We start from the raw sequence: 22,192 nt of genomic DNA, 5'->3' as shown, positions 1-22,192 counted from the left end.
ATCGGTGAGTTTTTTTAGTGAAATATCACCAGCCTAGTAGATCCAGTGCCAGCGACTTGGCATTCAATAGAGCAGTCAGTCATGGGCTGTTGCTGGTGGTGTGTTGTGCTACAAGGAGATCACTGGTAATTTGATAGAGGATAATAATAAGAAGAAGGAATACGTCGTGGCTGATTTTTCTGTTGAAATTGTACCTGCTCCCAATGGGCCGATGTTCGAATTCAAACGCATACCTAGTAAGCAGGAAAGCCAGCCAGTATCTGCTTTTCAGGGTGTCGGATTGATTTATCGGATTGCGGACGCCTTTATTCGCTTTGACCCGTCTCTAAAGACAAAAGCCGATGAATTCGTGTCGCGTCAACTATCTGCGGGCGGGTGGCCAGAGCAGATAGCAGAGTGTTTCGTCGCAGCACCTGATTGGCCCAGTAGAATGCTAACAGCATGGTGCCTTCTCGGCGAAGATGAGCGGCAGAAGGCAGTGGAGCTGGATTATGAGTGCTATATCAATTATTGGCCAAGCCAGGCCTTCATGGAGGCTGAGTGGACGGCGGAGGCTAGGCTATGGATAGAAGCCCCGGTAAACATGAAATACATTTAGTCCGGAGCGGAAAATCTCCGTTCGAAAGAGACATGAGCCCCGAGTGAATCAGGGCATGTCGATTTGGACAACTGACGGTCAGCCCTGGCATGCGGACTCTGTAACCGTCATCATCAGCGTTACTCCACCATCCGCATGATGGAGGTGATGTCACTCCGCCCTCAAGCAACCTTTGTGGACGCGTGCTCTCGGTATCATTGAGTAAGTCTTGTCGGATCCATTTACTCAGTCGAGACGCCTTCCAGGCAGCTACTCTCTGAGATCAAACCCTGCTTCGCAAGCTGCTGCCGCCATGCAGCTTGGAAAGCGACTCAAGGATTTCCATTGAAGTGGATTGTGTTTCTTGCTCGCCAATCCAGCGTTGCAGCCTCAAACCCGTTAGCGCCTTGAGGTGATCTGTTTTCGCTTCATGGAATACGGGCACCGAGTCGAGAGCACGCGATTCGGTGGCGACCACCAACTCTTTGGCATGCTTGGCTTGCCAAATGAAATGGCTAAACATCAGCTCCATATGAATCCAAGGAGACCCTGTTTTGTCTTCGTCTTCGATCGAGTGCTGTGTGGACAGGGAGTGGTCGGTGTTCAAGAAGAACAGTGCGGTGGAATCGCTAATCATCTGCTGCAGAGCTGTGGCTAGGATCATGTACACATGGGCGGTCGAGCGATTGCGAAGGCCGTAGTGATAACGAGTGGTACCTTCGATTTTGCAATGTTTTTCATCAATTGCCTTCAGGAGTTCGTATGCCGAACCCCAAACCGTAGAGTCGATGAAGGCTGTTATCCCTTTCTTTTTCAGATCCAGCGCGAGTTGGATCGCCAAGTCTTGATCCTGGAAGGAATGGGAAATGAAGATGTCGCATCGTTGGGCCGGGAATAGGTGCTTGATAACGGTTTTGGCATCAATGCTGACATTGTCCTCCAACAGGTAATTTTTAAGCTTGACTGTGGAGGTTTTAAGGGTGCTCTTGAAGTCTCTGACCTCCCTGGTAATCGGGAAGTGATTGGGGTTGATGTCAATGTTGAAGCCGTATTCCATTTGGTGGTTATCCTTTACCGAAAGTATTGTCTGGATCGTGCCTTGGTTTCGAAGGTTTCACTGATAGATTGCGCTCGCTGTTTAGCCCGATTCCTAGGCCATGGGTGAACAGGCCAACGTAGTCGAGCAGCTCGTCGTAATCTTTTTTGTCGGGTGTGAGCAAGTGATCAATCGTGGCGGAAGCGCCACCAGGGCTGCGGAGCGCGATCACATTTGCCTGGGGATGATCCCATTTAAACTGCACGTGCTCGTCGAGGATACCTTGTTGCCCGCCGATGAAGACCGCGGCCTCGAACTTGTGGTGGCTGAACATGGCTCTTCTCATGAGTTCCAAGCTCGACTGCCGGTCGCCAGTTGAATCTACTTCAATCAAGTTTTCAAACCTGAGGTTCACCTTTGGAGCTACCTCTGCGAAGTATTTTGACTGGTAGATCGTCACGGCAGCTCTGTTGTCGACTCCTAGATCCTCGCAGACCGCGAGAATGAGAGGGGAGATTGTGGGATGACCACCAAATACGAGGTGTTTACGACCCACTACGGTATACAGGAATGTCCGAAGCGCTGCCTGGATCAGCATCGGATCACATTGTTCATAGAAACTGTTGTCGGTGCTTGGAACGCTGGCAGAAAGGAAGATTTTGCCCATATCGTTGGCCTCAGATTTAGCTGGATGGAGGGATGCGCTGGTTCAGGCGTGTGCCCGATCTCGAGCTGTCGAGTGATCATTCACCATGATTGCCGGCGGAGACGCTTGCAGGTCAATCTCTGGAAGGATCGTGTCGAACAGGCACGGGGTTCCTAGTACCAATCTTGGAATCGATGACCAGCGGCGTTCGCCTTCACTAAGCGCGCATGCCCATCAAGCCTGTCTCCGAGCCATTGCATGTGGGCTTTCCAGGTTCTTTCTTCGATGCCTTCTTCGTTATAAATCACGGCAACTGGAGGCGAGTGCTCCTCCAGCGATGCCTCATAGAATGACTCGCTGGTTGGTACGCGAAGCTCTGGGTAAACAACGATTTCTTCATTTTTTACTGAGACCACCAATCCTCTTCGGGACGAAGCGCCCAGCACTTTACCGCCGGCGGCCTCTACCGAAGACGTTAGCTTCCCGACAAGATCCCGGTACCTGATCGATACGCTTTTGCTTCGATAGAGCTCGATTTTCTCGAGAATCTCGGTCAAAGCATCTGACTGAATCAGCCGATCTGCCCCGAAATCAGAGTCCTCCAACTGAACTTGTCCGCTGATCAAATGGATGTTGGTTGCTTCAACGCGTGGCCACCCAACGCGAAGCATGGCGAGTTTCCTCAACGAAGCCCTTTCGAACTCCAGTTCTGTCCAGCGGCCTTCGAAGTACCCTGAGCTATCGAGGTAGACGAGTACGTCGGAGTCGCAGAGGCGCTGCCATAGCACCTCTTGGAAGTGCTCTCCAGGTAAAATCCCGTGGGTATCGAGGAAAACGTCGTACTGCCTCGCACACAGTTCTGAATACAGCTGCAGGGCAGCTTCTGTGGACTCTTTGCGTCGATAGCTGAGGAACACCCGGCGCTGACGTGGGATCAGCGAGCTTGCCTCCAGGAGACAGCTCGCAAGGATAGCTGGGCCCTGGGTCATCGCAACGCCATTCAATGCTCCAAGTTTTCCAGGAAATTCGGCTTTAAAAGTGTCTGGATCCCGCGCAACCGGAATCAGTGGTACTCGGCGGTCAATCAAATACTCAATGGTCGCCTCATCAGTGGCATTGATGCTTGCGCAAAGGGCTGCGCAGCAGCGATCAAACTTGGGTCGGAAGCGCCTGGGATCTCCCCGAAACAGTGTCACGTCTTCATGAAGCACTAATCCGAGTTCCGAAATTCGCTCCTCTAGAGCGGCCTCGATCTCATCGGCAATAACGGTGGGAAAGTCGCCTAGTAGGGCGAGGGAGTAGCGAGCGTCCATCAAGCTTCCGAGCCTCTCTGTATCGTTGACATGCGCGTGACCGTTGCGAGGACTGCGCCACCCAAATGCCGTATGGGTAACGCTCAGTCTGCTGGCTACGAGCTGAAGAGTGGCGATAGGCTATCAGGTATTCAAGGCGCATTCCTCTTGAAAACCGCGCCAGAGAGGCTCACCCCCCAATGGTTACGCCGGCTGGACTGGCAAAGACAATCCAGAGCTTTTGGTGGCTCTGCGGGGCTCACAAATGGAAACCATAAAAGTCGAGATGGCCAGGCATGCTCCGTGCGACCATTGCCGCATCACAGCGCTCTATCTCAAGGAAATCCAATGCTGATGAGATTCGACCCTCCAACCCGCATCACCTACATCGCGTTGACCTACGCGATACCATGCTTGGCGATGTTAGCGCTATGGATGCAAGACGATTTGACGAATCTAACTGCAGCTCTGACGCTGGGTGTGGCTGCAACCTTGTTTCTTCGAATGGAGTGGATTCAGAACTTCGTTCGGGCTACGTGGCAACGTGAGTATGAACAAAAACTGGCCGCCACGGATGCGGCATTGGCTCGGGATGATCTAACCGCTATAGAGCGTCGTCGGCTTCAGCGCTATCGTAACCAACTGGCTGATCGCTACCATCTGGTTACCTCTCCCGCGGTAACCTACAAGCCGATCAATGTCATGGGGTATGTGCTCAAACTCAGTGTTTACGCGTTCAAGAACTAGGTCGAGCTTGCTGGATTCTTAGCCTGCGGCTTTTCCGCAAAGCCGCTACGCTGCTGGATCACGACTTCAAGCGCCGCGGGCTACAGGGCATGTTTTGAGAGTCGGGGGCAGGGTCAATTGAGTCACGCACTCAGTGTTCGAGATGGGTAGCAATGCTCACCTCGGCACGCTCAAGCTTCGAAGGAGCAGGGAATGAGCATTTTTAGTTGGCTGTTCAAAAGGCCCAAGGCCGTCAACGCTGAAGCCGACTCCGGGTCTCCAAAGGGGCGTCGCCCAACGCTCCAGGTTTCGCGTGATGAGCTTTTTTTGACGGTGGAGTCGCTCGACTTTTACGGCTTGTATCAGCTGTCTAAGTCAAAGCAGTGGGCGATTGGGTGGCGCGACTCAGATCCTGCGGCGGGCCGAGGAGGACATCGGGAGTCGGGCCTTGGAGCCTACGTTCTGGCGGATCTGAGCAGCGGTACGGTCAGTTGCAACGGAACCATGGCCAGGCCGAACAACGGTCACGTTTCCGACTCCGGTGTTTTCTGCTTGGAGGACTGGCATTTTGGCAGCTCCCTTTCTGGAACATTCAGTGTCTTCGATCCCGCGGGAGCTGTAATCATCACGAAAGAGCTCACGGCCAATATCTTCACCAGCGGCATTTCTAGGAATGGGAAGTACGCTTTCTGCGCCACAGCAAACAGTCCCAGTGAGCATGGCAACAAGGTCTTCCTGTTCGACCTGCTCAAGCGGGTAGAGCTGTATTGCGTCACTCCAAAAGCCGGTTGGCCCGAGAGCTATGAGGTCGACGAGAAAACGGGAGAACTGATTGCACATTTCAAGGAGGTCGGGAGCTTCCGTTACGGCATAGATGGCCAATTCCTTGATGGTGATCAACTCGAGGATGCGAATCTCACCTCGTCTCGGTTTGAGCGCATTCTCCTCTCAGCAGAGAAGGTGCTAGGGGAGGTCGATCTATCAAACGAGCGCGCTGTTGAAGTCCTCGATGCTGTCCAGCGTGCCAGGTCGCTTGGCGCAGACCAATATCCTGCTTGGAGAGCCACTGCCTTGAAAGTACAGGGGCTCGCGCACGAGCACCTGGGCCAGTATGCCGAGGCAGTGCAGGTTTACGAAGAAGCGCTTTCTCTGAACCCTAAAATCGGCGTGAAGCGTAGACTCGCTTCTGTGGTGAAGCGGATCAACACTAGATAGCAGGAATGGTCTCTCAGGAATGCTGGGCGCGGTTTGTGTAAAGGAAGCGACTCGGAGAACCTCGAGCAGCCCAGACTTCCATGGCACGCTGAACGATCCGGTGTGTACTGGCTAGATTGAGCATATTCCGTTCAGGATGCCAAAGGGTTGGCACGAACCTTCTGTCGTGCGGCGAAAGAAAGACCTCGAATTCGTTGTAAATGATGTCGGGGCCGCGCCCCTTCGAGTCCTGCAGAGCTCGGACTATCTGATCCTCTAGCTTGAGAGCCTGCAGACGCATACAGGAGTTGATGACCACGATGTGGTGGTCGTTCAGATTTTTGGCTAGTTCATGAGCCTCAAAGATGATGCTGTCCAACACTGCGACCTGGTGCACTTTCTGGCTCCGTATTGATGCGACCCGCTGGCACCTTAGAAAATCTCTCTGCCAGCTATCTGATAAACCTCAAGCCCGGGAGGTCGACAGTCTCGCTGCGGCACGTTCATCTGCTGCATCAGGTTCAGTGACGGCGCGAACCAGCCCAGTCCGCCTGAAGAAGCACAAGCCATACACTCAAACTGGCTTGATTCTCTGTGTAAACCAATGGCCAACGCCTCATAGCACTGAATGTAAACTGACAGCGCTTGAGCTTCAGCTGTAACAGCTGACTGCATGAGGATTTCTGAGCGTTTCATCAGTCCACGCGAGCCATACACATACCGCAAGTGCCATGCATGCATACCCAAGCACTCCCGCAGTTCCAGCGACGCTCATGGATTCCACGTCTCGATAGCACCACACCATCAGGTACCCCATCATTGCGCCCAGTGCCGCGCGAAAAGCTGTCAGCAGGCTTCCACCGATGTTAACGAAGAACGAATGTACCTCGCGAGATTTCCGAATGAGGCGGTACGCCCGGAACGTCACCCTGAAAATGAAAACACTCACCAAGCCGAAGGCGAAAAGCAGCCAAAGGTAGTAAGACATCAGGGTAGGAGCCGCCAAGAGCGCATTCACCAGGTCGCTGACCTCTTTGGAAGATGTGCACGCAAAGAAAGGCGGTGCACCGAGGAAAAAGGCATAGGTCAGTTCTCTGCGGGCGCGTCGGATAAAACCAAATTTCTGGTCTCTTTTCTGTAGCAAGGTTACGGACTTCCTGTATGTGACGACTTGATCAGCTGATCATTAAAAGCGGAATCTTGCGAGCCCCAGTAGGCCTTCAAGCATCTGCGAGAGGTAGTTCTCAGAGCCGAAGGCGAATCCTGCGGCCAGGGTAGGGGCCTTGAATTCTTCGGTTGCGTACTCGTGAGCGAAGCGGTTGATGGTCTCCGAATGCCATGAGATCCGTCCGCCTGCGATGGTTCTGATCTTACGATTGTGAATGATGTCGATCAGCGATTCCTCGCTGATTAGGCGCGTTTCGCAGAAGAAAAGGAAAGAAAGAAACTCAAACCGTTCGTAGAGCAATCCTGCGTCGTGCAGACCTGCAAAATCTGGCGCCCAGCGCGGTGCCAGTACTTCAGCGAGGCGGTTGCAGAACGGTGTAGTGGAGCTGTCTTGCCCCTCGAACATTCGCCAGCGTTCGAACAGGCCGATGCCCGCTTCGACGTACAGCGGAGCGAACCTTTCCCCTATGGTGCTAGGGATTTCGTGGCGGGCAATTAGCGGAGTGCTGAACAGTTTACGGAGCTCTGTCAGGCGTTCAGCCCGGACTAACCCCATTCCGTACGCGTAGATGACCAACGTCGCGGGATAGCTCTTCAGTGAGACCCAATGCTGCCAGCCGGACTGCTCTTTTTGAGATGCGGCATACAGCCCTTTGATGGCGTCCAGTACCAATGGGTACTCGCCACCGCTTCCCCAGCGTCCCAAAACTGCGCAGAGGCGAGCGAGAGGTTCGATAGTGGCTTCGTAGCTGACGACCCGCTCTGTGAAGTCTTTCGGTGCATCTCCTTGAGGCGGTGAAGTGAACAATGGTGTCAGCTGTGTGAGGGAGCGCTGAGTCTGTGCTGTGATCAGGTCATCTAGCTGGATCCTGTGTTCCGGCTTCGCGAGGAAACGCTTGGCCATTGCAAGTGTCAGTTCTATTCCTGCCGGGTTGGGTAGCCGGGACTGTTGGATGGTTTCCAGCTTAAAGCTCAAGTCATCAAAGAACGTGTCCGCATCCAAGCCATTCACCACGGTCGCTCTGCGCTGCGTGATGAGCTCTTGGCCGCGTTCGCTTGGGCGGCCTCGAGCTAGCCAGTATGTTGGATAACGACGAGAGGGGGCTCTGATGAACGCAGCTCTCAGCGCATGATCCCACTCACCTGACCAACCCGCGACGATCAGCCCAAACTCATCGATGATGCGATCAAGGAGCGTATTGAATGCGGGTGGATAGTCTCCCAACTCATCATCCGTGTTGAGGATCCTGGCATCCTTGTAATCGCCATGGATTTTCAGGATGTAGCAAGTCGAGTGGGTAAGCGGCTCCGCGCCGGCGAAGCTATCAGCCGAGCTGACCACACTAGGTTCGATGCCGACATCTCTTAGCGCGTTTTCCATCAGGCGATCGAAGTTCGTTGTCACAATCACGCGAATGTGGCCCGTCTTGACCATGTTCGCGATAGCTCGGTGTGCACGTGTGGGCAGTTTAAGGCCGTCCTCGGCCTCCTGTTCATTCGGTTCGAGAAAACCCTGAATTATGGCTCTGCGTTCGGTTTGGGTCGCCGCCAGGCGCTCAAGCAGCTTAGAGTAGTTGGGCTGTTCACTCGTCTGCGCTACATACCAAGAGACCCAGTCATCCTGATCGCCCGCTCCTGTGGCGATGCCCCAGCGTTTGACCAGTTCCATTGTGATCTCCCAGCCCGTCTGTATTCCTGCGGAGCGGGAGACGCCTGAGCCAACAAGGACTGCGTAGACGCCTTTGTTCTCGAACATGGAGAAAGCAATTTGAGCAGTGGCATCAGGGGCTGTTGCGGTCATGCGGAGTCCTCGGTCATTAAGCGTAATACGCTCATAGGCAGTCGTGCATTTCAGTCCCTTGGTACCGAGCCGACGTAGGCATGAGCTCCATGCCACAAGGATGCTCGCCTCAGTTCACCCCCGTCCAGTCCAAGTGCTGGCAATTTGCCGTGTTTGCGTTCAGAGTGCTGTTGCCTGCCTGCTTCTACACGGGTGTGCTTAGCATTGTCCGCTATGCGGATCAGGTTCAGGAGGTTTCAAAACCTCGCAGAAACTACAGATCAGAAGGGATTCAGTATGTATGTAGGGCTTGAGTTGACCAGCTATGAAAGCTATAGCTCGGTACCCGCGTCGGAAATCCAGAAGTTCAAGGATCAGGTGCAAGGTCAGTTCGGTGAGGTGTCCGACTACCTGGTCGATGTATTCGAAGGCAGGCGTCTGATCGACGCTAACCTGCTGTCGAGGCATATCTTCCCTCAGCAGCAGAGGACGCACGTGTTTCTCTCGCACTCCCATGCTGACGAGGATAGGGCTGTCGAGCTTGCAATTAAGCTCCGTAATTGTGGCGTCAACGTATTCGTGGATTCCTGTGCCTGGGGGGCGTCACAGCATCTTATTGAGAAGCTGATGGCTTTTTACGCAGACCAGAAAGCAGACGGACAGCCACTGAGTGAGCGTGAAGTAAGCGATCTTTCGGCTGGCGTGCATCTGATGCTGGTAGGTGCGCTTCAGGAGATGATTGATAGAACGGAGCTTTTCGTGTTCCTGAACACTGAAAATTCCGTTCCCTTGAAGGCTTACGAAGGTTCAGATCGCACGTTCTCGCCCTGGATATATTCGGAGCTTCAGTTCAGCGCAATGGTGAGACGTCGGGTGCCAGCTCGCCGCAGACGCCGTAGCCCAGAGGTCTTGTCGTTGGAACACGAGCAGGCCAAACGCTTGCTGCCAAATTTTGCTCACAAGGCACTCAACTCTCACCTGCCCAAAGTCGACGGTTCAGAGTTCAGTGGCTGGATTGAGCTTTTGCTCGAAAAGGGTGAGCTCGCTCTTGACAGCTTGTATGGGCGCTTTGAGATACCAGGCCAGTTCAGACGGCTTCGGGCTCAGGCGGCTGCTAGGAGTAAAAAGCTCTTGTAAGAAGGCTCCTGGCACCTTCTCAACACCTACATGGATTGAAAAATGGCATTTTTTACGAAGTCTGAGGCTCGTGCCGCAGCAAGACGAGCGATGAGGAATCGCAGCCTCGGCGAGATGATGACCGAATCGATGGAGTCCAGTAAGCGGGCGACCAGCTTCGACGTTTTCCTGTCCCACTCGATCAACGATGCTGAGCTGGTACTCGGGGTGAAGGTGTTGCTGGAGGAAATGGGCAAAAAGGTCTACGTCGATTGGGTGGACGATCCTGAACTGGATCGTAGCCAGGTGAACAAGCATACGGCGGCGCGGCTGCGGGGCCGGATGAAACAGTCCAAGACGCTCCTCTACATCGCTACCGAGAACGCTACGAATTCGAAGTGGATGCCATGGGAGCTGGGCTATTTCGACGGCCACAAACCTGACAAAGTCGCCATCCTCCCTGTCCTGGATAAGGAAAACCAGAAATTCGAAGGGCAGGAGTACTTGGGGTTGTATCCGACCGTAGACAAAGACAGCTTGAGCGAGCCTTCTCGGCAGAGTCGAGACCCCCTTAGGGATCTGGAGGCCCTGCGCAGGGGACTTCCGGGCGGGCCGCTCCCGGGGTTCGGTAAAATATACCTTTGATCGATGACGTAATTTTCACAATGCGCAGCGTACGTTGAGATAGCTCCCTAATGATTGAGTCCAGCCCGCTCTCCCCATCGCGGGCTTTTTTTTGCCTCCGATTTCATGCCCAGAGAAGGTTCTCGTTTCCTAGACACGCGGAGAGCGACTTGTCCACGAGGCTGCCTGGCCGCATTCCGGTTGTTGATGCCTGAGCAGAGCACCTCGCAAAAACAGACTCACGACTAGATCCCCACTTCAGCTCGAGAAGCAGTGGGCTGACGATGTCATGGGAGAGATCGACGAGAGCCTCCCGCTGGGGCTGGTAACGGAATTCTGATCTCTACCTAGGGGCGATTTGGAGCTGCTTACCGCTCCAAGAATCGCGCCTTGAGGAGTAAGCGCTGACCAGGCCGTGCTGGGTTAATCATAAAGATATGTTATAACGTATCTTTTTTGGCTGGGCATTCATTGCACGGCTACCCAAGGCATGAATGACCTCATGAAATCACTCAGATCTACGCCGCTCCTCCTGTCTGCGCTTTGCCTCCCACTTTTCGAGTCCAGCGCATTCGGCGCAGAGGCCACTCCGATTGCTTTGCCTGCTAGCACCATAGCCGCCGACCTCCTGGAAGACGAATCTACCGTGGGACTAAACGTGGCGACCACGGCTGGGAGTCGTTTGGGCCTTACCGCTTTAGAAACGCCTGCAAGCACCACATCCCTGACTGGGGATAGCGTTCGGAGCCATGGAGACTCCACCGTCCAAGATGCTGTAGCCCGCAGCCCTGGTATCACGAATATTGGCGCGCCTGGCGATGGTGGGACTGCGTTATCTGCTCGCGGATTCACTGGGCAGGGCTCAGTCATGCAGCTTTTCGACGGTACTCGTCTCTATTCGGGCATGGGCTCATCGACGTTTCCCGTAGATACCTGGTCGGTCGATCGTATCGACGTGCTTCGAGGCCCGGCTTCGGTTCTTTATGGAGAAGGCGCGACGGGGGCAGTGGTGAATGTCATCCCGAAAAAGCCATTTGATGGAGAGATCCGCAATCGACTTCGCCTGGGTTACGGTTCCAACGACAGCCAGCAGACGGCACTGGACAGTGGCGGCTCACTGAGTGATGCATTCACATATCGACTGAATCTGAATCAGCTGCGTAGCAATGGATGGATCGATCACGGCGATTCTCAAGGCACATTTATTAGTGGCTCGCTTCGCTGGCAGGTAAACGAGGCGTTCTCGCTTCAGCTATCGCATGACTCGGGTGACCACACCCCGATTAACTATTTCGGTGTGCCCCTCGTTGATGGTCACTACAAGAGCAGTTTGCGATACAAAAACTATAACGTTGGCGGGGCTAAGCAGCATTACGATGACCAGTGGACGCGGCTGACGGCTACCTGGCAGATTTCCGATGCGGTCAGTTCTACCAATGAACTGTATTACCTGAAGTCGCGGCGTCGATGGGCTAACGCGGAAAACTACAATTGGGACACCGATAACCAGCAGCTACTGCGTAGCGGGTTCTACGGTATCAAGCACAATCAGGAGCAGGTTGGCGACCGACAAACCTTCACGATTCAGCACTCCTTATTCGGGCTGAACAGTCAGAGTCTTGTAGGGTTTGATGTCAACCGTATTCGCTTCAAGCTGACCAATAACTCTCCTTACTATGATGTGGTGACGGCTGGCGAGCCGATCGATCTGCACCACCCGAACCGGGACGGATTCCACAGCGCCTCGGAATACCTTCCATTGTCGAAAAGCGTTACCCGCCAAGCTTCATTCTTTGCAGAAAATCGGACTGAATTGACGGAGCGTCTGTCTCTCATCACCGGCTTGCGACGTGATTATGTGGATATCAACCGAGACGACCTGCGAAGCGGCTCGAGCTCCGGAAAAAATCTGATTGGAAATAATTGGAAGGTCGGCATCGTCTATGAGTTAACGCCTGACATGTCCATCTATGGTCAGCAGTCGACCAGCACGGACGGGGTAGGGGGGCTAATCAGCCTGAGCCCGAGCCAGCAACAGTTTGACCTAGCCACAGCCCGTCAGACCGAGATGGGCTTCAAGCAAATGTTTTGGGATCAAAAGGGGTCTTGGACAGTTGCTGCCTATCACATTGTAAAAAAGAAACTCTTAACCGCAGATCCGCAAGCGCCTAGGTCGTCATTACAGGTGGGTCAGCAGTCGTCGAACGGAGTCGAAGCCAGTCTGGATCTTCAACTGCCCTATGACTGGAAGCTCCAAGCAAATGCCGCTCTGGTAAAGGCGAAGTACGACGATTTTGATCAGGCGGTGAATGGCGTTGCGGTGTCACGCAGCGGCAATCGACCGGTTAATGTACCGCGCCGCACTGCCAATCTCTGGCTGGATAAGGCGTTTTCGCAGGACTTGAATGCAGGGGCGGGCCTGCGCTATGTCGATGCTCGCTATGCCGACATCGCGAACACGAACAAGCTTCCCTCCTACACCGTCGTCGATGCAGCCGTTTCCTGGAAAGCCTTGAAGAACACAACATTGGGTCTGCAGCTCAGGAACGTTTTCGACCGAGAGTATGCGAGCACGCAATACAACGAGGGGCAGCAGTGGATCCTGGGCGAGCCTCGCTCCTTCTATCTGACTGCCGACATTGACTTCTGATATGACAGGCGCCCTATTAACCATCAGGGACGTGGGCTGGACATCACCAAGGAGTGGTTCTGGCGTGGAGCCATTCACGCTCAATAACATCTACATGCGCATCGAGTCAGGCGAATTCGTGGGGCTTATAGGGCCTAACGGAGGAGGAAAGACCAGCTTACTGCGCTGCGCCATGCGCTACAGCAAGCCCGAAAGTGGGCTGGTAGGTCTGGCAGGAAATGACCTGTGGGCGCAGCCGGCGCGATGGAGTGCCCAGCGAATTGCTGTCGTTGGGCAAGAGTTCCCTTCGGCGTTCGGTTTGAGCGTGCGGGAGGTGGTGACAATGGGGCGCATTCCGTACCAACGGGGCTTTCAGAGCGAAAGCGTCAAAGATCGCCTAAGGGTCGATGATGCACTCGCGACCATGGACATAGTCCACCTCCAACATCACGAGTTTGGGCTGCTTTCCGGTGGAGAAAAACAGCGGACGTTGCTCGCCCGGGCGGTGGCTCAAGATCCCCAGGTACTCATCCTGGATGAACCTACCAATCACCTTGATCCCAAGCATCAGGTTGAGCTACTGGCTCACGTCAAGAAGCTGGGCGTGGCGGTGATCGCGAGTCTTCACGACCTCAATCTAGCCGCGGCTTTTTGCGACCGACTTTACGTAATCAAGGATGGGCGGGTCGCTGCCCAAGGACGCCCGTGGGATGTCCTTACACCGGACACCTTGTTCGAGACCTACGGCGTTGAAGCCTTTGTTGATGCGCATCCGCAAACCGGGACGCCCCGTATTACTTGGAAAATCGCGTGAAACCTATCCTTACGCTGGCAGTTTTTGCGGTCAGCTTGTTGGCCTCGATCAATGGCCAGGCGAGTTCATATCCCGTCACCGTCAAAAGCTGCAATCGAAGCGTCGTTTTCACCCACCCACCTGCACGCGCGGTAAGCCAGGACGTAAATCTGACAGAAATGATGGTCGCTCTTGGGCTGCAGTCTCGAATGGTCGGGTATAGCGGTGTCACGGGCTGGAATAAACCAACTGCGGGATTGATGACAGCCCTCAAGGGGTTGCCTGAGATAGCCACGCACTATCCAACCATGGAAACCCTGCTGAACGTGAACGCAGATTTCTTCTTCGCTGGCTGGAACTACGGAATGAAGGTTGGGGGTGATGTCACGCCTCAGACGCTGGAGCCTTTTGGTATCCAGGTTTATGAGTTGACCGAGTCCTGCTCGCTCCTTGACTCAAGTGCCGCGGCTAGCCTGGAACAGGTCTACACCGACCTGGCTAACCTCGGGAAAATCTTTGATGTCGAAGATCGCGCACAATTGCTGATCACACAGCTACGCAAGCGTCAGCAGGCGGTTACTCATCGGGTGGCTGGCAAGAAAAGGCCGCGGGTGTTTGTCTACGATAGCGGAGAGGATCGTGCATTCACCGCGGGCCGACAGGCTATCCCTCAAGCCCTGATTGATACGGCTGGCGGGCAGAACGTCATGGACAAGCTGAATGCCAGTTGGACTCAGGTGGGGTGGGAAAGCCTGGTAGAGACAGATCCGCAGTTCATTGTCATCGTCGACTACGGCGAACGAAGCGCGGCGGAAAAGATCCAGTTTCTGCTCGGGAGCCCAGCACTGCAGTCTGTACAAGCGATCCGAAACAAGCGCTTCGTGGTGCTTCCCTACAGTGCGATGACGCCGGGAATTCAGAACCTCGATGCCATCGAATCTTTAGCTGATGCGTTTGATAGGGGGCGATGATCGTGGCCCCGATCAAAACCTCAAGCGCTTACGCCTGGCTCCTTGTATTGCTGGTATGCCTGATTGTGTTTGCTTGCTTATCAGCACTCGCTATCGGTGCTGCGCCTGTGCCGCTCAACGTTGCGTGGCAAGTCGTTCAAAGTCATTTGTTCGGGGCTGAGCCTCTGGATGCCACATATGGGCAGGATCACATCATCTGGTTGATCAGGGCGCCAAGGGTTGTCTTGGCTGTGCTCGTTGGAGCGGGGCTCGCAATGGTTGGTGCTGCTCTCCAAGCGGTAACGCGTAACCCGTTGGCTGATCCACACCTGTTAGGGGCCACGTCGGGTGCGACCCTTGGAGCCGTGGTTGTCGTCATATACGTTGGGGAAATGCTAGGTCAGTTAACGCTTCCGCTGGCCGCATTTTTCGGAGCATCCGCCTCTCTGTTATTGGTGATGGCGATCGCGCGCAAGCACGGTACCTTCACGAGTGATCGGCTGCTACTGAGCGGTGTAGCTGTCTCGTTTGTGTTGATGGCTGCGGCCAATCTTTTGCTGTTCTTGGGTGATCACCGCGCGAGCTCATCTGTGTTGTTTTGGATGATGGGTGGACTTGGCGCGGCTCGTTGGGAGCTGCTGTGGCTTCCGTTCAGCGTGATTCTGCTGGGCGGTTTTGCGCTGTGGGCGTGTGGCCGTTCTCTGAACGCACTGATGACCGGAGAGCAGACGGCAGTTACCTTGGGTGTGGATGTCCATCGGGTACGGATCGCTGCATTTGTCGTGACGTCATGCATGACAGGGGTAATGGTTGCGCTGAGCGGATCAATAGGATTTGTGGGGTTGATGGTGCCTCACATGGCCCGGAGACTTGTGGGCGCCGAGCATCGACGCTTGATTCCGCTCTGTGGGCTGCTCGGTGCGTTGCTAGTGGTGTGCCTGGATGTCGTCGCCAGGACTGTGATAGCGCCTCAGGATTTACCTATCGGTGTCGTATCTGCGGCGATAGGTGGTGTGTTTTTCATTGTTTTGATCTATCGCAGCTAGCCGATGGACGAGGCTCTCTAGGGAGGCACACTGTCTGGCTACCACCCCCGGCCTGCAGCAATAAGGATCTCGAGTATTGCCGTAGGTGAGCTTATGGTCGCCACAGGTATCCCGGGGTGCAGCTCTGCCGCCGTGGATGAGCTCATAAGAAAAGACTGTTCTGATCAGCAATTTCCAGATCTAGCTGATCTCCTGGGGCGCAGGTCTGATCATCGTTCCAGATCAACGGTGCAGAAGGTGAATCTAAGTGATATGTTATAATGTATCATTATGTGATTGGGTCTCCTGCTTTCCTATGCACAAACATTCCTTCAATTCTCTGCTGGCGATGTCCGCGTGGCACCGGCTGATAGGTGCGGCGTTCGCATTGATTCCGTTATGGCTCGCCATCACCTGGGCGGTGTCTTTGCCATGAGCAGCGTAGCGATTTGCGTAGACGATCTATCGGTCTCGTACGGCTCAACTCCCGCCATCCGCGGGGTTTCGGGAGCGTTTGAACATGGAAGTCTCACAGCCATCGCAGGCCCGAACGGGGCTGGTAAATCTACCTTCTTGAAGGCCTTGATGGGGGAGGTTTCTGCTACAGGCACCATCGACCGTGGTGCGTTAAAGGCTCGCGACATTGGCTACCTTCCCCAGGCATCCTCAATCGACAGAAGTTTCCCAATCACGGTGGCAGATGTCGTTTGTTTGGGGGCTTGGAAACACATGGGTTTTTTTGGTGGCGTCTCCTCCAAAGCTACTATCGCCATGCGTCAAGCTTTGCAGGACGTCGGCTTGGTGGGCATGGGCGATCGCCATATCAATGCACTGTCGGTAGGGCAGTTCCAGCGAGTCCTATTCGCAAGATTGCTGGTTCAGGATGCGAAGGTACTCGTTCTTGATGAGCCTTTTACTGCAGTCGATTCTCGTACCGTCCATGACCTGACTCAGATCATTCTGAAATGGAAGCAAGAAGGGCGGACTGTAATAGCGGTGCTGCACGACTTCGATCAAATCAGAGCGACCTTTCCGAGAACGCTATTGCTATCCCATACCGTCATTGGCTGGGGTAGTACTAAAGATGTGCTTACAGATAAAAACTTGAACAGGGCTCGCGCTCTGGCTGAGCAATGGGGCGAATCTACCGATCAAAGGCAGTATTTGGCATGACGCTTTTTTCTTTGCTCATATCGCCATTTGTAGATTACGGCTTTATGCGACGTGCTTTGGTTGCAACCCTTGCTATCGGATTGAGTTCTGGGCCTGTCGGTGTGTTGTTAATGCTCAGGCGTATGAGCTTAGTCGGTGACGCAATGAGTCACGCTGTACTACCTGGTGCTGCGATTGGCTTTATGATTGCAGGCGGACTTTCTCTGCCAGCTATGGGGCTTGGAGGGTTGATCGCGGGCCTCAGCGTCGCCTTGTTGTCGGGGCTAGTAAGTCGAGTGACTTCGTTACGAGAGGATGCGAGTTTTGCAAGCTTCTATCTCATGTCTCTCGCACTAGGCGTAATGATTGTTTCGTTGCATGGCTCAAATCTTGATCTTCTGCATGTGTTGTTTGGGACGATACTGGCGGTAGATAATTCTGCTTTATTTTTAGTGGGTGGCATTACGTCTTGCACCTTGTTGGTGCTTGCTATGGTCTACAGGCCTTTGATAGTAGAGTGCATTGATCCAGGATTTTTACGAGCTGTAGGTGGGCGGGGAGCGGTGTTTCACTTCATCTTTCTCCTGATTGTCGTGCTGAATTTAGTATCTGGGTTTCAAACACTTGGTACGTTGATGGCGGTAGGGATGATGATGCTGCCGGCAGCAATTGCGCAATTGTTGTCAAGGCGCCTCACCACAATGCTGATGATTGCTGCTGCAAGTGCGGTTGTGTCGGGGTATGTTGGTTTGGTGCTTTCCTACTACTTGAGTGTCGCATCTGGGCCCACGATCATATTAGTCTGCAGTTTTATCTACATCCTCGCACTGCTCTTCGGCCCTAATGGCTTTCTATGGCGAATGGTTCGCCCTGTGTCACACAACCTGTGAAATAAGGAGATGAGATGCGACTCCCCCGTGCTCTGCTTGCTCTGATTAGTGCTATAGGATTAGTGATATTTGCTTTGCCAGCAACAGCTAAGACTTTACACGTTGTGGCCAGTTTTACAGTATTGGCAGACGTGGTGAAAAACGTAGGTGGCGATAATGTCCAGGTCAAAAGTCTTGTTCCTGCTAACGGCGATCCTCACGATTTCCAGCCGTCGCCAAGTGATGCTAAGGCGCTCAAGGAAGCTGATGTTACCTTCGTGAGCGGGCTAGGCCTGGAGAGCTGGTTCGAAAGACTCGCACGTGCATCTGGTAGCGAGAAGAACCCTGTCGTCGTTTCGGAGGGAATCGAAACCCACACGTTCGAGGAAAATGGCAAGACCATCGCTGATCCGCACGTTTGGAATAGTGCATCAAATGTAAAAATTTGGGTGTCGCGTATCGAGGCTGAGCTAAGCAAGGCTGATCCGTCTCAGTCGGAGGTTTTCCATGCTAACGCACAGCGTTACTTGGCGAAGCTTAACGCGCTCAATACTCGTATAGGTATGCACCTTGCCGAGGTGCCAGTTGAACAGCGCAAGGTGCTCACTAGTCATGACGCTTTTGGCTATTACGCAAAGGAATACGGGGTTACTTTCTTGTCTCCTCTTGGCGTGTCGACAGAAACTGAAGCTTCGGCAGCAGAGGTGGCATCGCTGATTGATCAGATTCGTAAGGAAGGCATAAAGGTCTACTTCATCGAGAACTCGAATGACGCCAGGCTGGTTAAGCAAATCGCAAATGCAACAGGTGCACAGGCAGGAGGGGAGCTCTATCCGGAGTCTCTGTCCGACACCAATGGCCCGGTGCCGACCTATCTGAAGATGATGGAGTACAACACACAGCAAATGGTGCGCGCTTTCAGAAAGTAGGGAGGAGGGGCTGGCCGCTGTTGAAGACGGCCTAATAGTTTCGCCCTGTATCATCAGCGCTGGAGCTAAGGCCTCCTGACACTACCTTTTAATGCGGTGATAGATCTGAGGGTAGGCCAGGGCACGTTCGAAATTACGAGCCCTGGCCAATCCAACTACGCAGCACAAGACTTGATGAGGTAGACCACGACCACTGCAGTGATGGCCGCGAAAACTGCGCCATGGAAGGCAATCAGCGTTTTGGAACACGAAGCGTTGAACCAGTTTTTCCAGCCCTGACCTTTGTCGATCACCATGATGAAATCGATCTTGTCTTTGTCCGTCGCACGAACTTTGTCGTAGAGCCTCCGGTAGCAGCGCTCGAGCGCCAGGAAGTAGCCATCTAGGCCCCAAAAGGCGATGCCTGGGATGTAGGCCAGGAGAGCGAAACCCTTGTCAGAATCCTTGGCGGACAACGCGAAGAGTGCCGAGATCAGGATGATCGACCAGCCTTTGAGCAGGAACGAGTTTGTAGAAAGGCGATTGACTACGCCTTGAACGAATTCGAGGTGTTTGAGCTTGGCATCCATGGAGAGTATCCGTCAAAAATTACTGTATAAAAGATCGATTGCTTTCGAACCTTTCAGAATAGACGCCTGCAGCATCCACTTTCGGAAATCGCTTTCTGCAATAGATGTTAGGTGGCTAGTAGGTGCCTCATGGGCAACGTTCAAATTCTCACCCGAGTAAACTTCGTTAAGTGCACGTTTGTTTACTATCACAGTTGATTTGCGTGAACGACGACGCACCAGAGTACTGAAATTGAGCTCCATGTGAATCCAGGGAGAAAGCGTCTTTTGTTTCTCATCCACCGAGTGCTTAAGTGAAATCGATTGGTCTGTATTCATGAAGATGACCGTGTCGGTCTGATCAATCATGCGCTGCAGGGCGGTGGTCAGAATCATGTGCACGTGCGCTGTCGAGCGATTACGTTCGTCATAATCGTAAGTTTTTTGACCTTCACGACGACAGTACTTATTGTCGATGGCCTTTAGCAAGTCGTAGATCGAGCCCCAGATGCAAGAGTCAACAAACACATTCAAGCCGCATTTTTCCTGGAGCTCCAGTGCGATTTGGATCGCTTCGTTTGCGTCTGCGGAGGAATGGGACAAAAAAATGTCGGCCTTCACTGCTGGAAAGAGAGCCTCCAAGATGAGGGATGCATCGAATGTGTCCTCATCAATCATTAACTTGGCCAGGTCGTCAACGCGCTTTTGATTTGCATCTTTATAAGCATGGACTTTCGTGAAGTCGACGGGGTATGGGCCGGTGTTAATGCTCAGGTTGAAGCCGCGATCCATTAAACTCTTCCTTAGTTACTGAAAATCCGTTCGCTATTCGGGTCGATGCCTAGGATGCTGTTGAACAGCGAGAAATAGTCTCCAGACTCTTCAAGCGCCTGGATGGCTGGGTCTGATTGCGTGCAGGGAAGGGTCGCCGTAGCGCCGCCGCCGGCTCGGACTGCGATCACTTTGGCGTCAGGGGACTTTTCTCTGAACATTTCATATTCATCGATAATACCCTTCATACCGCCTATGAAAATACCGACCGCAAATTCGTTATCTTCAAGCATCCGCCGGCGCATAGACAAGATGCTGTCTTTCAGTTCTTCTTCTTTGGCGACAATCCGGATGTCAGCAAATCCCTGGTTCTCGAGAGGGAACTTGTCTTCAAAAAATGCGGATTGGTAAATGGTCACACATTCGATGGTGTTGAGTCCAAAGCTCCTGCCCGCGGCATAAACCATGGGTGTGATGGAAGGATGCCCGCCAAATACCAAGCGTTGTCGTCCCAGTGCCAGGAGCAACAGTGATCTTACCGCTATTTGTATTTGATACGGATGGCAAGAATCAAAAAATTCTCTACCATAGGTTGGCACGCTGGCGGATAGAAATATTGATTTCTTCATTTTCGCCAATCCAGGAATCGCCAGCCCGAATTGTAGGGTTCGACTAACCGCACATCCTTTTCTAGGTAGTTGCTGATCCATTCCATATGTGTCTGCCACCTACGTTCTTCAATACCCGCATTATCATATACTACGGCCACCGGCGCAGGGTGATTGTCAAGGGTGGCGTCGTGCAGGGTGTAGGTCGTCGGCACGCCGAGCGCTGGATAGACGTAAATTGGCTCTCCACGTTTTGGCTTGACGGTGAGGCTGCGTCGGAGTGAATAGCCCTCGATTGTTGCTTGGGCACGCTCCAAGGAGGTACCGAATGCGTTCATCAGCAGGCGATAACGGGTAGCGACGCCTTCTGCGCGCAGATCCTCAGCCGATCGGCAGATCCGTGCGAGGCATTCATTGGTGAGCGACACGCCATCCGACAAGAAATCGTCTTTGGTCAGGCGTAAATCCAACGTAGCTTGGCTTCGATCATCGAGAGCTACTTCTGGCCAGCCAGCCCTGAGAATGGGAACACCGCGGAACACGGCGCGCCCAAACTCTGCTGTTGTCCAACGGCTGTCGAAGTAGGACGGGGTATCCAGGTAGATCATGACATCGCTGTCGCACAGCTTTTGCCACAGCACCTCCTGAAAGTGCTCCCCTGGCAAGATCTCATGCGTGTCGAGAAAAACGTCAAACAACCGTTCTGAAAGTGCCGCATAGAGCTGTAGCGCTGCGGTGGTTGATTCCGTTCGTCTGTAGCTCAAGAAAACGCGTCGTTGGCGAGGCAAGAGCGAGGCGCATTCCAGCAAGCAATTTACGATGGTTGGGACGTCCGATGAGTCCAGTCCCAGCCCATTGAGGATCGATACTGACGGAGGAAACTCCGCGGCCAGATGCCCGAGTTTCGATGCGACAGGAATGACGGGGACACCATCCTTCATCAATTTAGTGATGTGTACGTCTTGTCCATCAGGGAGAGGAAAACACAGGGCTGCGGTGCATTTTCCGTTGGCTACGCGGTACTCGGCAGGCATGCCTGTATACCAATCGACCTCAATACCGAGGTTGAGTGACAGTACCGCGAGCTTCGCTTGCAATGCTTCGTGGAATTCATCAACGAAGCCTTCGGGAGGTGAACCGAAAATAGCCAGGTGGTAGGAGGCTTCCTGCATGATGATTCTCAAGGGCAGAGTGGTGAAGGGCGCGCGGCTAGTATCGGTTGCGGATCGCTATCGCTTCTTCGACCCACCTGCCAAGATTCTGGGAGATGTTGGCGTACCGGGTCGCGCTGTCGTAGCCCGCTGGATCGTAAGTGCGAACGATGTTGGAAAGAGGGACATTGTTCACATCGAAGCCGTTGAACGGATTTGAACCGACTCTGGAGGTCTGGTTGATGCGATCAGTTATGCCGTGAATGTAGACCCCGACCAGGCCCATGCCTTTGTTCCAGGCTTGCTCAATTTCGTAGTTGATCCATTTGCGTCCCGCCGTTTGTGAGCCGATAAGCACAATCGCGCAGGAGCAGCCGTTCATTTCGGCGGCAATCCAGTTTTTGATTGCCTGTTCGCTGCCATTTTTCACAGCTTCCCAGCCGTTGTCATAGGCCTCGCGGGCGCCATGGATAGCCCCGATCGAGCGAATCTTAGCCGCTCGCCAGTTGTCGGCCTCGTAGTGAAAGCTGTAGAAGCAATGGCGCATGATTCCGTCTCCGCGCAGGTAATGCAGCACCGAATTCTCGGCGCTGCGAGGGCGTTGATATC

General features: G+C 53.7%; 23 protein-coding genes. 12 read left to right on the top strand and 11 right to left on the bottom strand.

Going from position 1 to position 22,192, the window contains the following annotated elements; all coding sequences use genetic code 11:
• The first annotated feature begins 166 nt into the window (after positions 1–166).
• Positions 167–598: a hypothetical protein gene (locus M5G11_RS13145; RefSeq protein WP_273913315.1), complete on the top strand. Its 432-nt coding sequence runs from the start codon at positions 167–169 to the stop codon at positions 596–598.
• 262 nt (positions 599–860) lie between these two features.
• On the opposite strand, the gene M5G11_RS13140 is transcribed toward M5G11_RS13145, so the two are convergent.
• The 3 genes from M5G11_RS13140 to M5G11_RS13130 form a co-directional block, all read right to left on the bottom strand.
• A complete protein-coding gene (locus M5G11_RS13140) occupies positions 861–1,634 on the bottom strand; it encodes a TIR domain-containing protein (protein WP_273913316.1) in 774 nt (257 codons plus the stop codon).
• A gap of 7 nt (positions 1,635–1,641) precedes the next feature.
• Positions 1,642–2,280 carry an SLOG domain-containing protein gene (locus tag M5G11_RS13135; protein WP_273913317.1) on the bottom strand — a complete coding sequence of 213 codons (639 nt, stop codon included), beginning with the start codon at positions 2,278–2,280 and terminating at the stop codon, positions 1,642–1,644.
• A gap of 152 nt (positions 2,281–2,432) precedes the next feature.
• Positions 2,433–3,572 (bottom strand): toll/interleukin-1 receptor domain-containing protein, encoded by a 1,140-nt coding sequence (locus M5G11_RS13130; protein ID WP_273913318.1) that lies wholly within the window; start codon positions 3,570–3,572, stop codon positions 2,433–2,435.
• A gap of 327 nt (positions 3,573–3,899) precedes the next feature.
• On the opposite strand from M5G11_RS13130, the gene M5G11_RS13125 reads away from it, so the two are divergent.
• Positions 3,900–4,298, top strand: a complete 399-nt coding sequence (locus M5G11_RS13125) for a hypothetical protein (RefSeq protein ID WP_273913319.1) — start codon at positions 3,900–3,902, stop codon at positions 4,296–4,298.
• 192 nt (positions 4,299–4,490) lie between these two features.
• Positions 4,491–5,492 (top strand): tetratricopeptide repeat protein, encoded by a 1,002-nt coding sequence (locus M5G11_RS13120; protein WP_273913320.1) that lies wholly within the window; start codon positions 4,491–4,493, stop codon positions 5,490–5,492.
• A 13-nt stretch (positions 5,493–5,505) separates the two neighbouring features.
• On the opposite strand, the gene M5G11_RS13115 is transcribed toward M5G11_RS13120, so the two are convergent.
• From M5G11_RS13115 to M5G11_RS13105, 3 genes are all read right to left on the bottom strand, one after another.
• Positions 5,506–5,850 carry a hypothetical protein gene (locus M5G11_RS13115; RefSeq protein ID WP_273913321.1) on the bottom strand — a complete coding sequence of 115 codons (345 nt, stop codon included), beginning with the start codon at positions 5,848–5,850 and terminating at the stop codon, positions 5,506–5,508.
• Between the two features lie 273 nt (positions 5,851–6,123).
• Positions 6,124–6,615 carry a hypothetical protein gene (locus tag M5G11_RS13110; protein WP_273913322.1) on the bottom strand — a complete coding sequence of 164 codons (492 nt, stop codon included), beginning with the start codon at positions 6,613–6,615 and terminating at the stop codon, positions 6,124–6,126.
• Positions 6,616–6,657: 42 nt separating this feature from the next.
• Complete coding sequence (locus M5G11_RS13105; RefSeq protein WP_273913324.1) at positions 6,658–8,439, bottom strand: SIR2 family protein; 1,782 nt, start codon at positions 8,437–8,439, stop codon at positions 6,658–6,660.
• Between the two features lie 276 nt (positions 8,440–8,715).
• Here M5G11_RS13105 and M5G11_RS13100 point away from each other — a divergent pair, with 276 nt between their 5' ends.
• The 9 genes from M5G11_RS13100 (at position 8,716) to M5G11_RS13060 (ending at position 18,505) form a co-directional block, all read left to right on the top strand.
• Positions 8,716–9,555: a toll/interleukin-1 receptor domain-containing protein gene (locus tag M5G11_RS13100; RefSeq protein WP_273913325.1), complete on the top strand. Its 840-nt coding sequence runs from the start codon at positions 8,716–8,718 to the stop codon at positions 9,553–9,555.
• 42 nt (positions 9,556–9,597) lie between these two features.
• Entirely contained in the window at positions 9,598–10,179 is a 582-nt protein-coding gene (locus M5G11_RS13095; protein WP_273913326.1) for a toll/interleukin-1 receptor domain-containing protein, read from the top strand.
• 481 nt (positions 10,180–10,660) lie between these two features.
• Positions 10,661–12,808 carry a TonB-dependent receptor gene (locus tag M5G11_RS13090; protein WP_273913327.1) on the top strand — a complete coding sequence of 716 codons (2,148 nt, stop codon included), beginning with the start codon at positions 10,661–10,663 and terminating at the stop codon, positions 12,806–12,808.
• Position 12,809: 1 nt separating this feature from the next.
• Positions 12,810–13,601: an ABC transporter ATP-binding protein gene (locus M5G11_RS13085; RefSeq protein WP_273913328.1), complete on the top strand. Its 792-nt coding sequence runs from the start codon at positions 12,810–12,812 to the stop codon at positions 13,599–13,601.
• Between the two features lie 5 nt (positions 13,602–13,606).
• Positions 13,607–14,551: an ABC transporter substrate-binding protein gene (locus tag M5G11_RS13080; protein ID WP_273913375.1), complete on the top strand. Its 945-nt coding sequence runs from the start codon at positions 13,607–13,609 to the stop codon at positions 14,549–14,551.
• A 2-nt stretch (positions 14,552–14,553) separates the two neighbouring features.
• The gene (locus M5G11_RS13075; RefSeq protein WP_420793863.1) at positions 14,554–15,576 is read left to right on the top strand and encodes a FecCD family ABC transporter permease; all 1,023 of its coding nucleotides are present in this window, start codon (positions 14,554–14,556) and stop codon (positions 15,574–15,576) included.
• Positions 15,577–15,987: 411 nt separating this feature from the next.
• Positions 15,988–16,728 (top strand): metal ABC transporter ATP-binding protein, encoded by a 741-nt coding sequence (locus tag M5G11_RS13070; RefSeq protein ID WP_273913329.1) that lies wholly within the window; start codon positions 15,988–15,990, stop codon positions 16,726–16,728.
• Positions 16,725–17,597, top strand: a complete 873-nt coding sequence (locus M5G11_RS13065) for a metal ABC transporter permease (RefSeq protein WP_273913330.1) — start codon at positions 16,725–16,727, stop codon at positions 17,595–17,597. Before M5G11_RS13070 ends, M5G11_RS13065 begins: the two co-directional genes overlap by 4 nt.
• Before the next feature lie 14 nt (positions 17,598–17,611).
• Positions 17,612–18,505 carry a metal ABC transporter solute-binding protein, Zn/Mn family gene (locus tag M5G11_RS13060; RefSeq protein WP_273913331.1) on the top strand — a complete coding sequence of 298 codons (894 nt, stop codon included), beginning with the start codon at positions 17,612–17,614 and terminating at the stop codon, positions 18,503–18,505.
• Between the two features lie 155 nt (positions 18,506–18,660).
• Here M5G11_RS13060 and M5G11_RS13055 read toward each other — a convergent pair whose 3' ends face one another.
• From M5G11_RS13055 to M5G11_RS13035, 5 genes are read right to left on the bottom strand one after another with little or no spacing between them, the layout of a single operon-like run.
• A complete protein-coding gene (locus tag M5G11_RS13055) occupies positions 18,661–19,074 on the bottom strand; it encodes a hypothetical protein (RefSeq protein WP_273913332.1) in 414 nt (137 codons plus the stop codon).
• Positions 19,075–19,086: 12 nt separating this feature from the next.
• Positions 19,087–19,845 (bottom strand): TIR domain-containing protein, encoded by a 759-nt coding sequence (locus M5G11_RS13050; protein ID WP_273913333.1) that lies wholly within the window; start codon positions 19,843–19,845, stop codon positions 19,087–19,089.
• Positions 19,846–19,856: 11 nt separating this feature from the next.
• Complete coding sequence (locus M5G11_RS13045) at positions 19,857–20,453, bottom strand: SLOG domain-containing protein (protein ID WP_273913334.1); 597 nt, start codon at positions 20,451–20,453, stop codon at positions 19,857–19,859.
• Positions 20,450–21,604 carry a toll/interleukin-1 receptor domain-containing protein gene (locus M5G11_RS13040; RefSeq protein ID WP_273913335.1) on the bottom strand — a complete coding sequence of 385 codons (1,155 nt, stop codon included), beginning with the start codon at positions 21,602–21,604 and terminating at the stop codon, positions 20,450–20,452. The genes M5G11_RS13045 and M5G11_RS13040 overlap by 4 nt, the downstream gene beginning before the upstream one ends.
• Positions 21,605–21,641: 37 nt before the next feature.
• On the bottom strand, positions 21,642–22,160 hold the full coding sequence (locus M5G11_RS13035; protein WP_273913336.1) for a TIR domain-containing protein: 519 nt from the start codon (positions 22,158–22,160) through the stop codon (positions 21,642–21,644).
• Positions 22,161–22,192 lie beyond the last annotated feature (32 nt).

The sequence above is a fragment of the Pseudomonas fontis genome (genome assembly GCF_028656955.1).
Lineage (GTDB): Bacteria > Pseudomonadota > Gammaproteobacteria > Pseudomonadales > Pseudomonadaceae > Aquipseudomonas > Aquipseudomonas fontis.
Note: the sequence above shows the minus strand (reverse complement) of the source record. Positions and strands in the feature narration are given on the sequence as shown.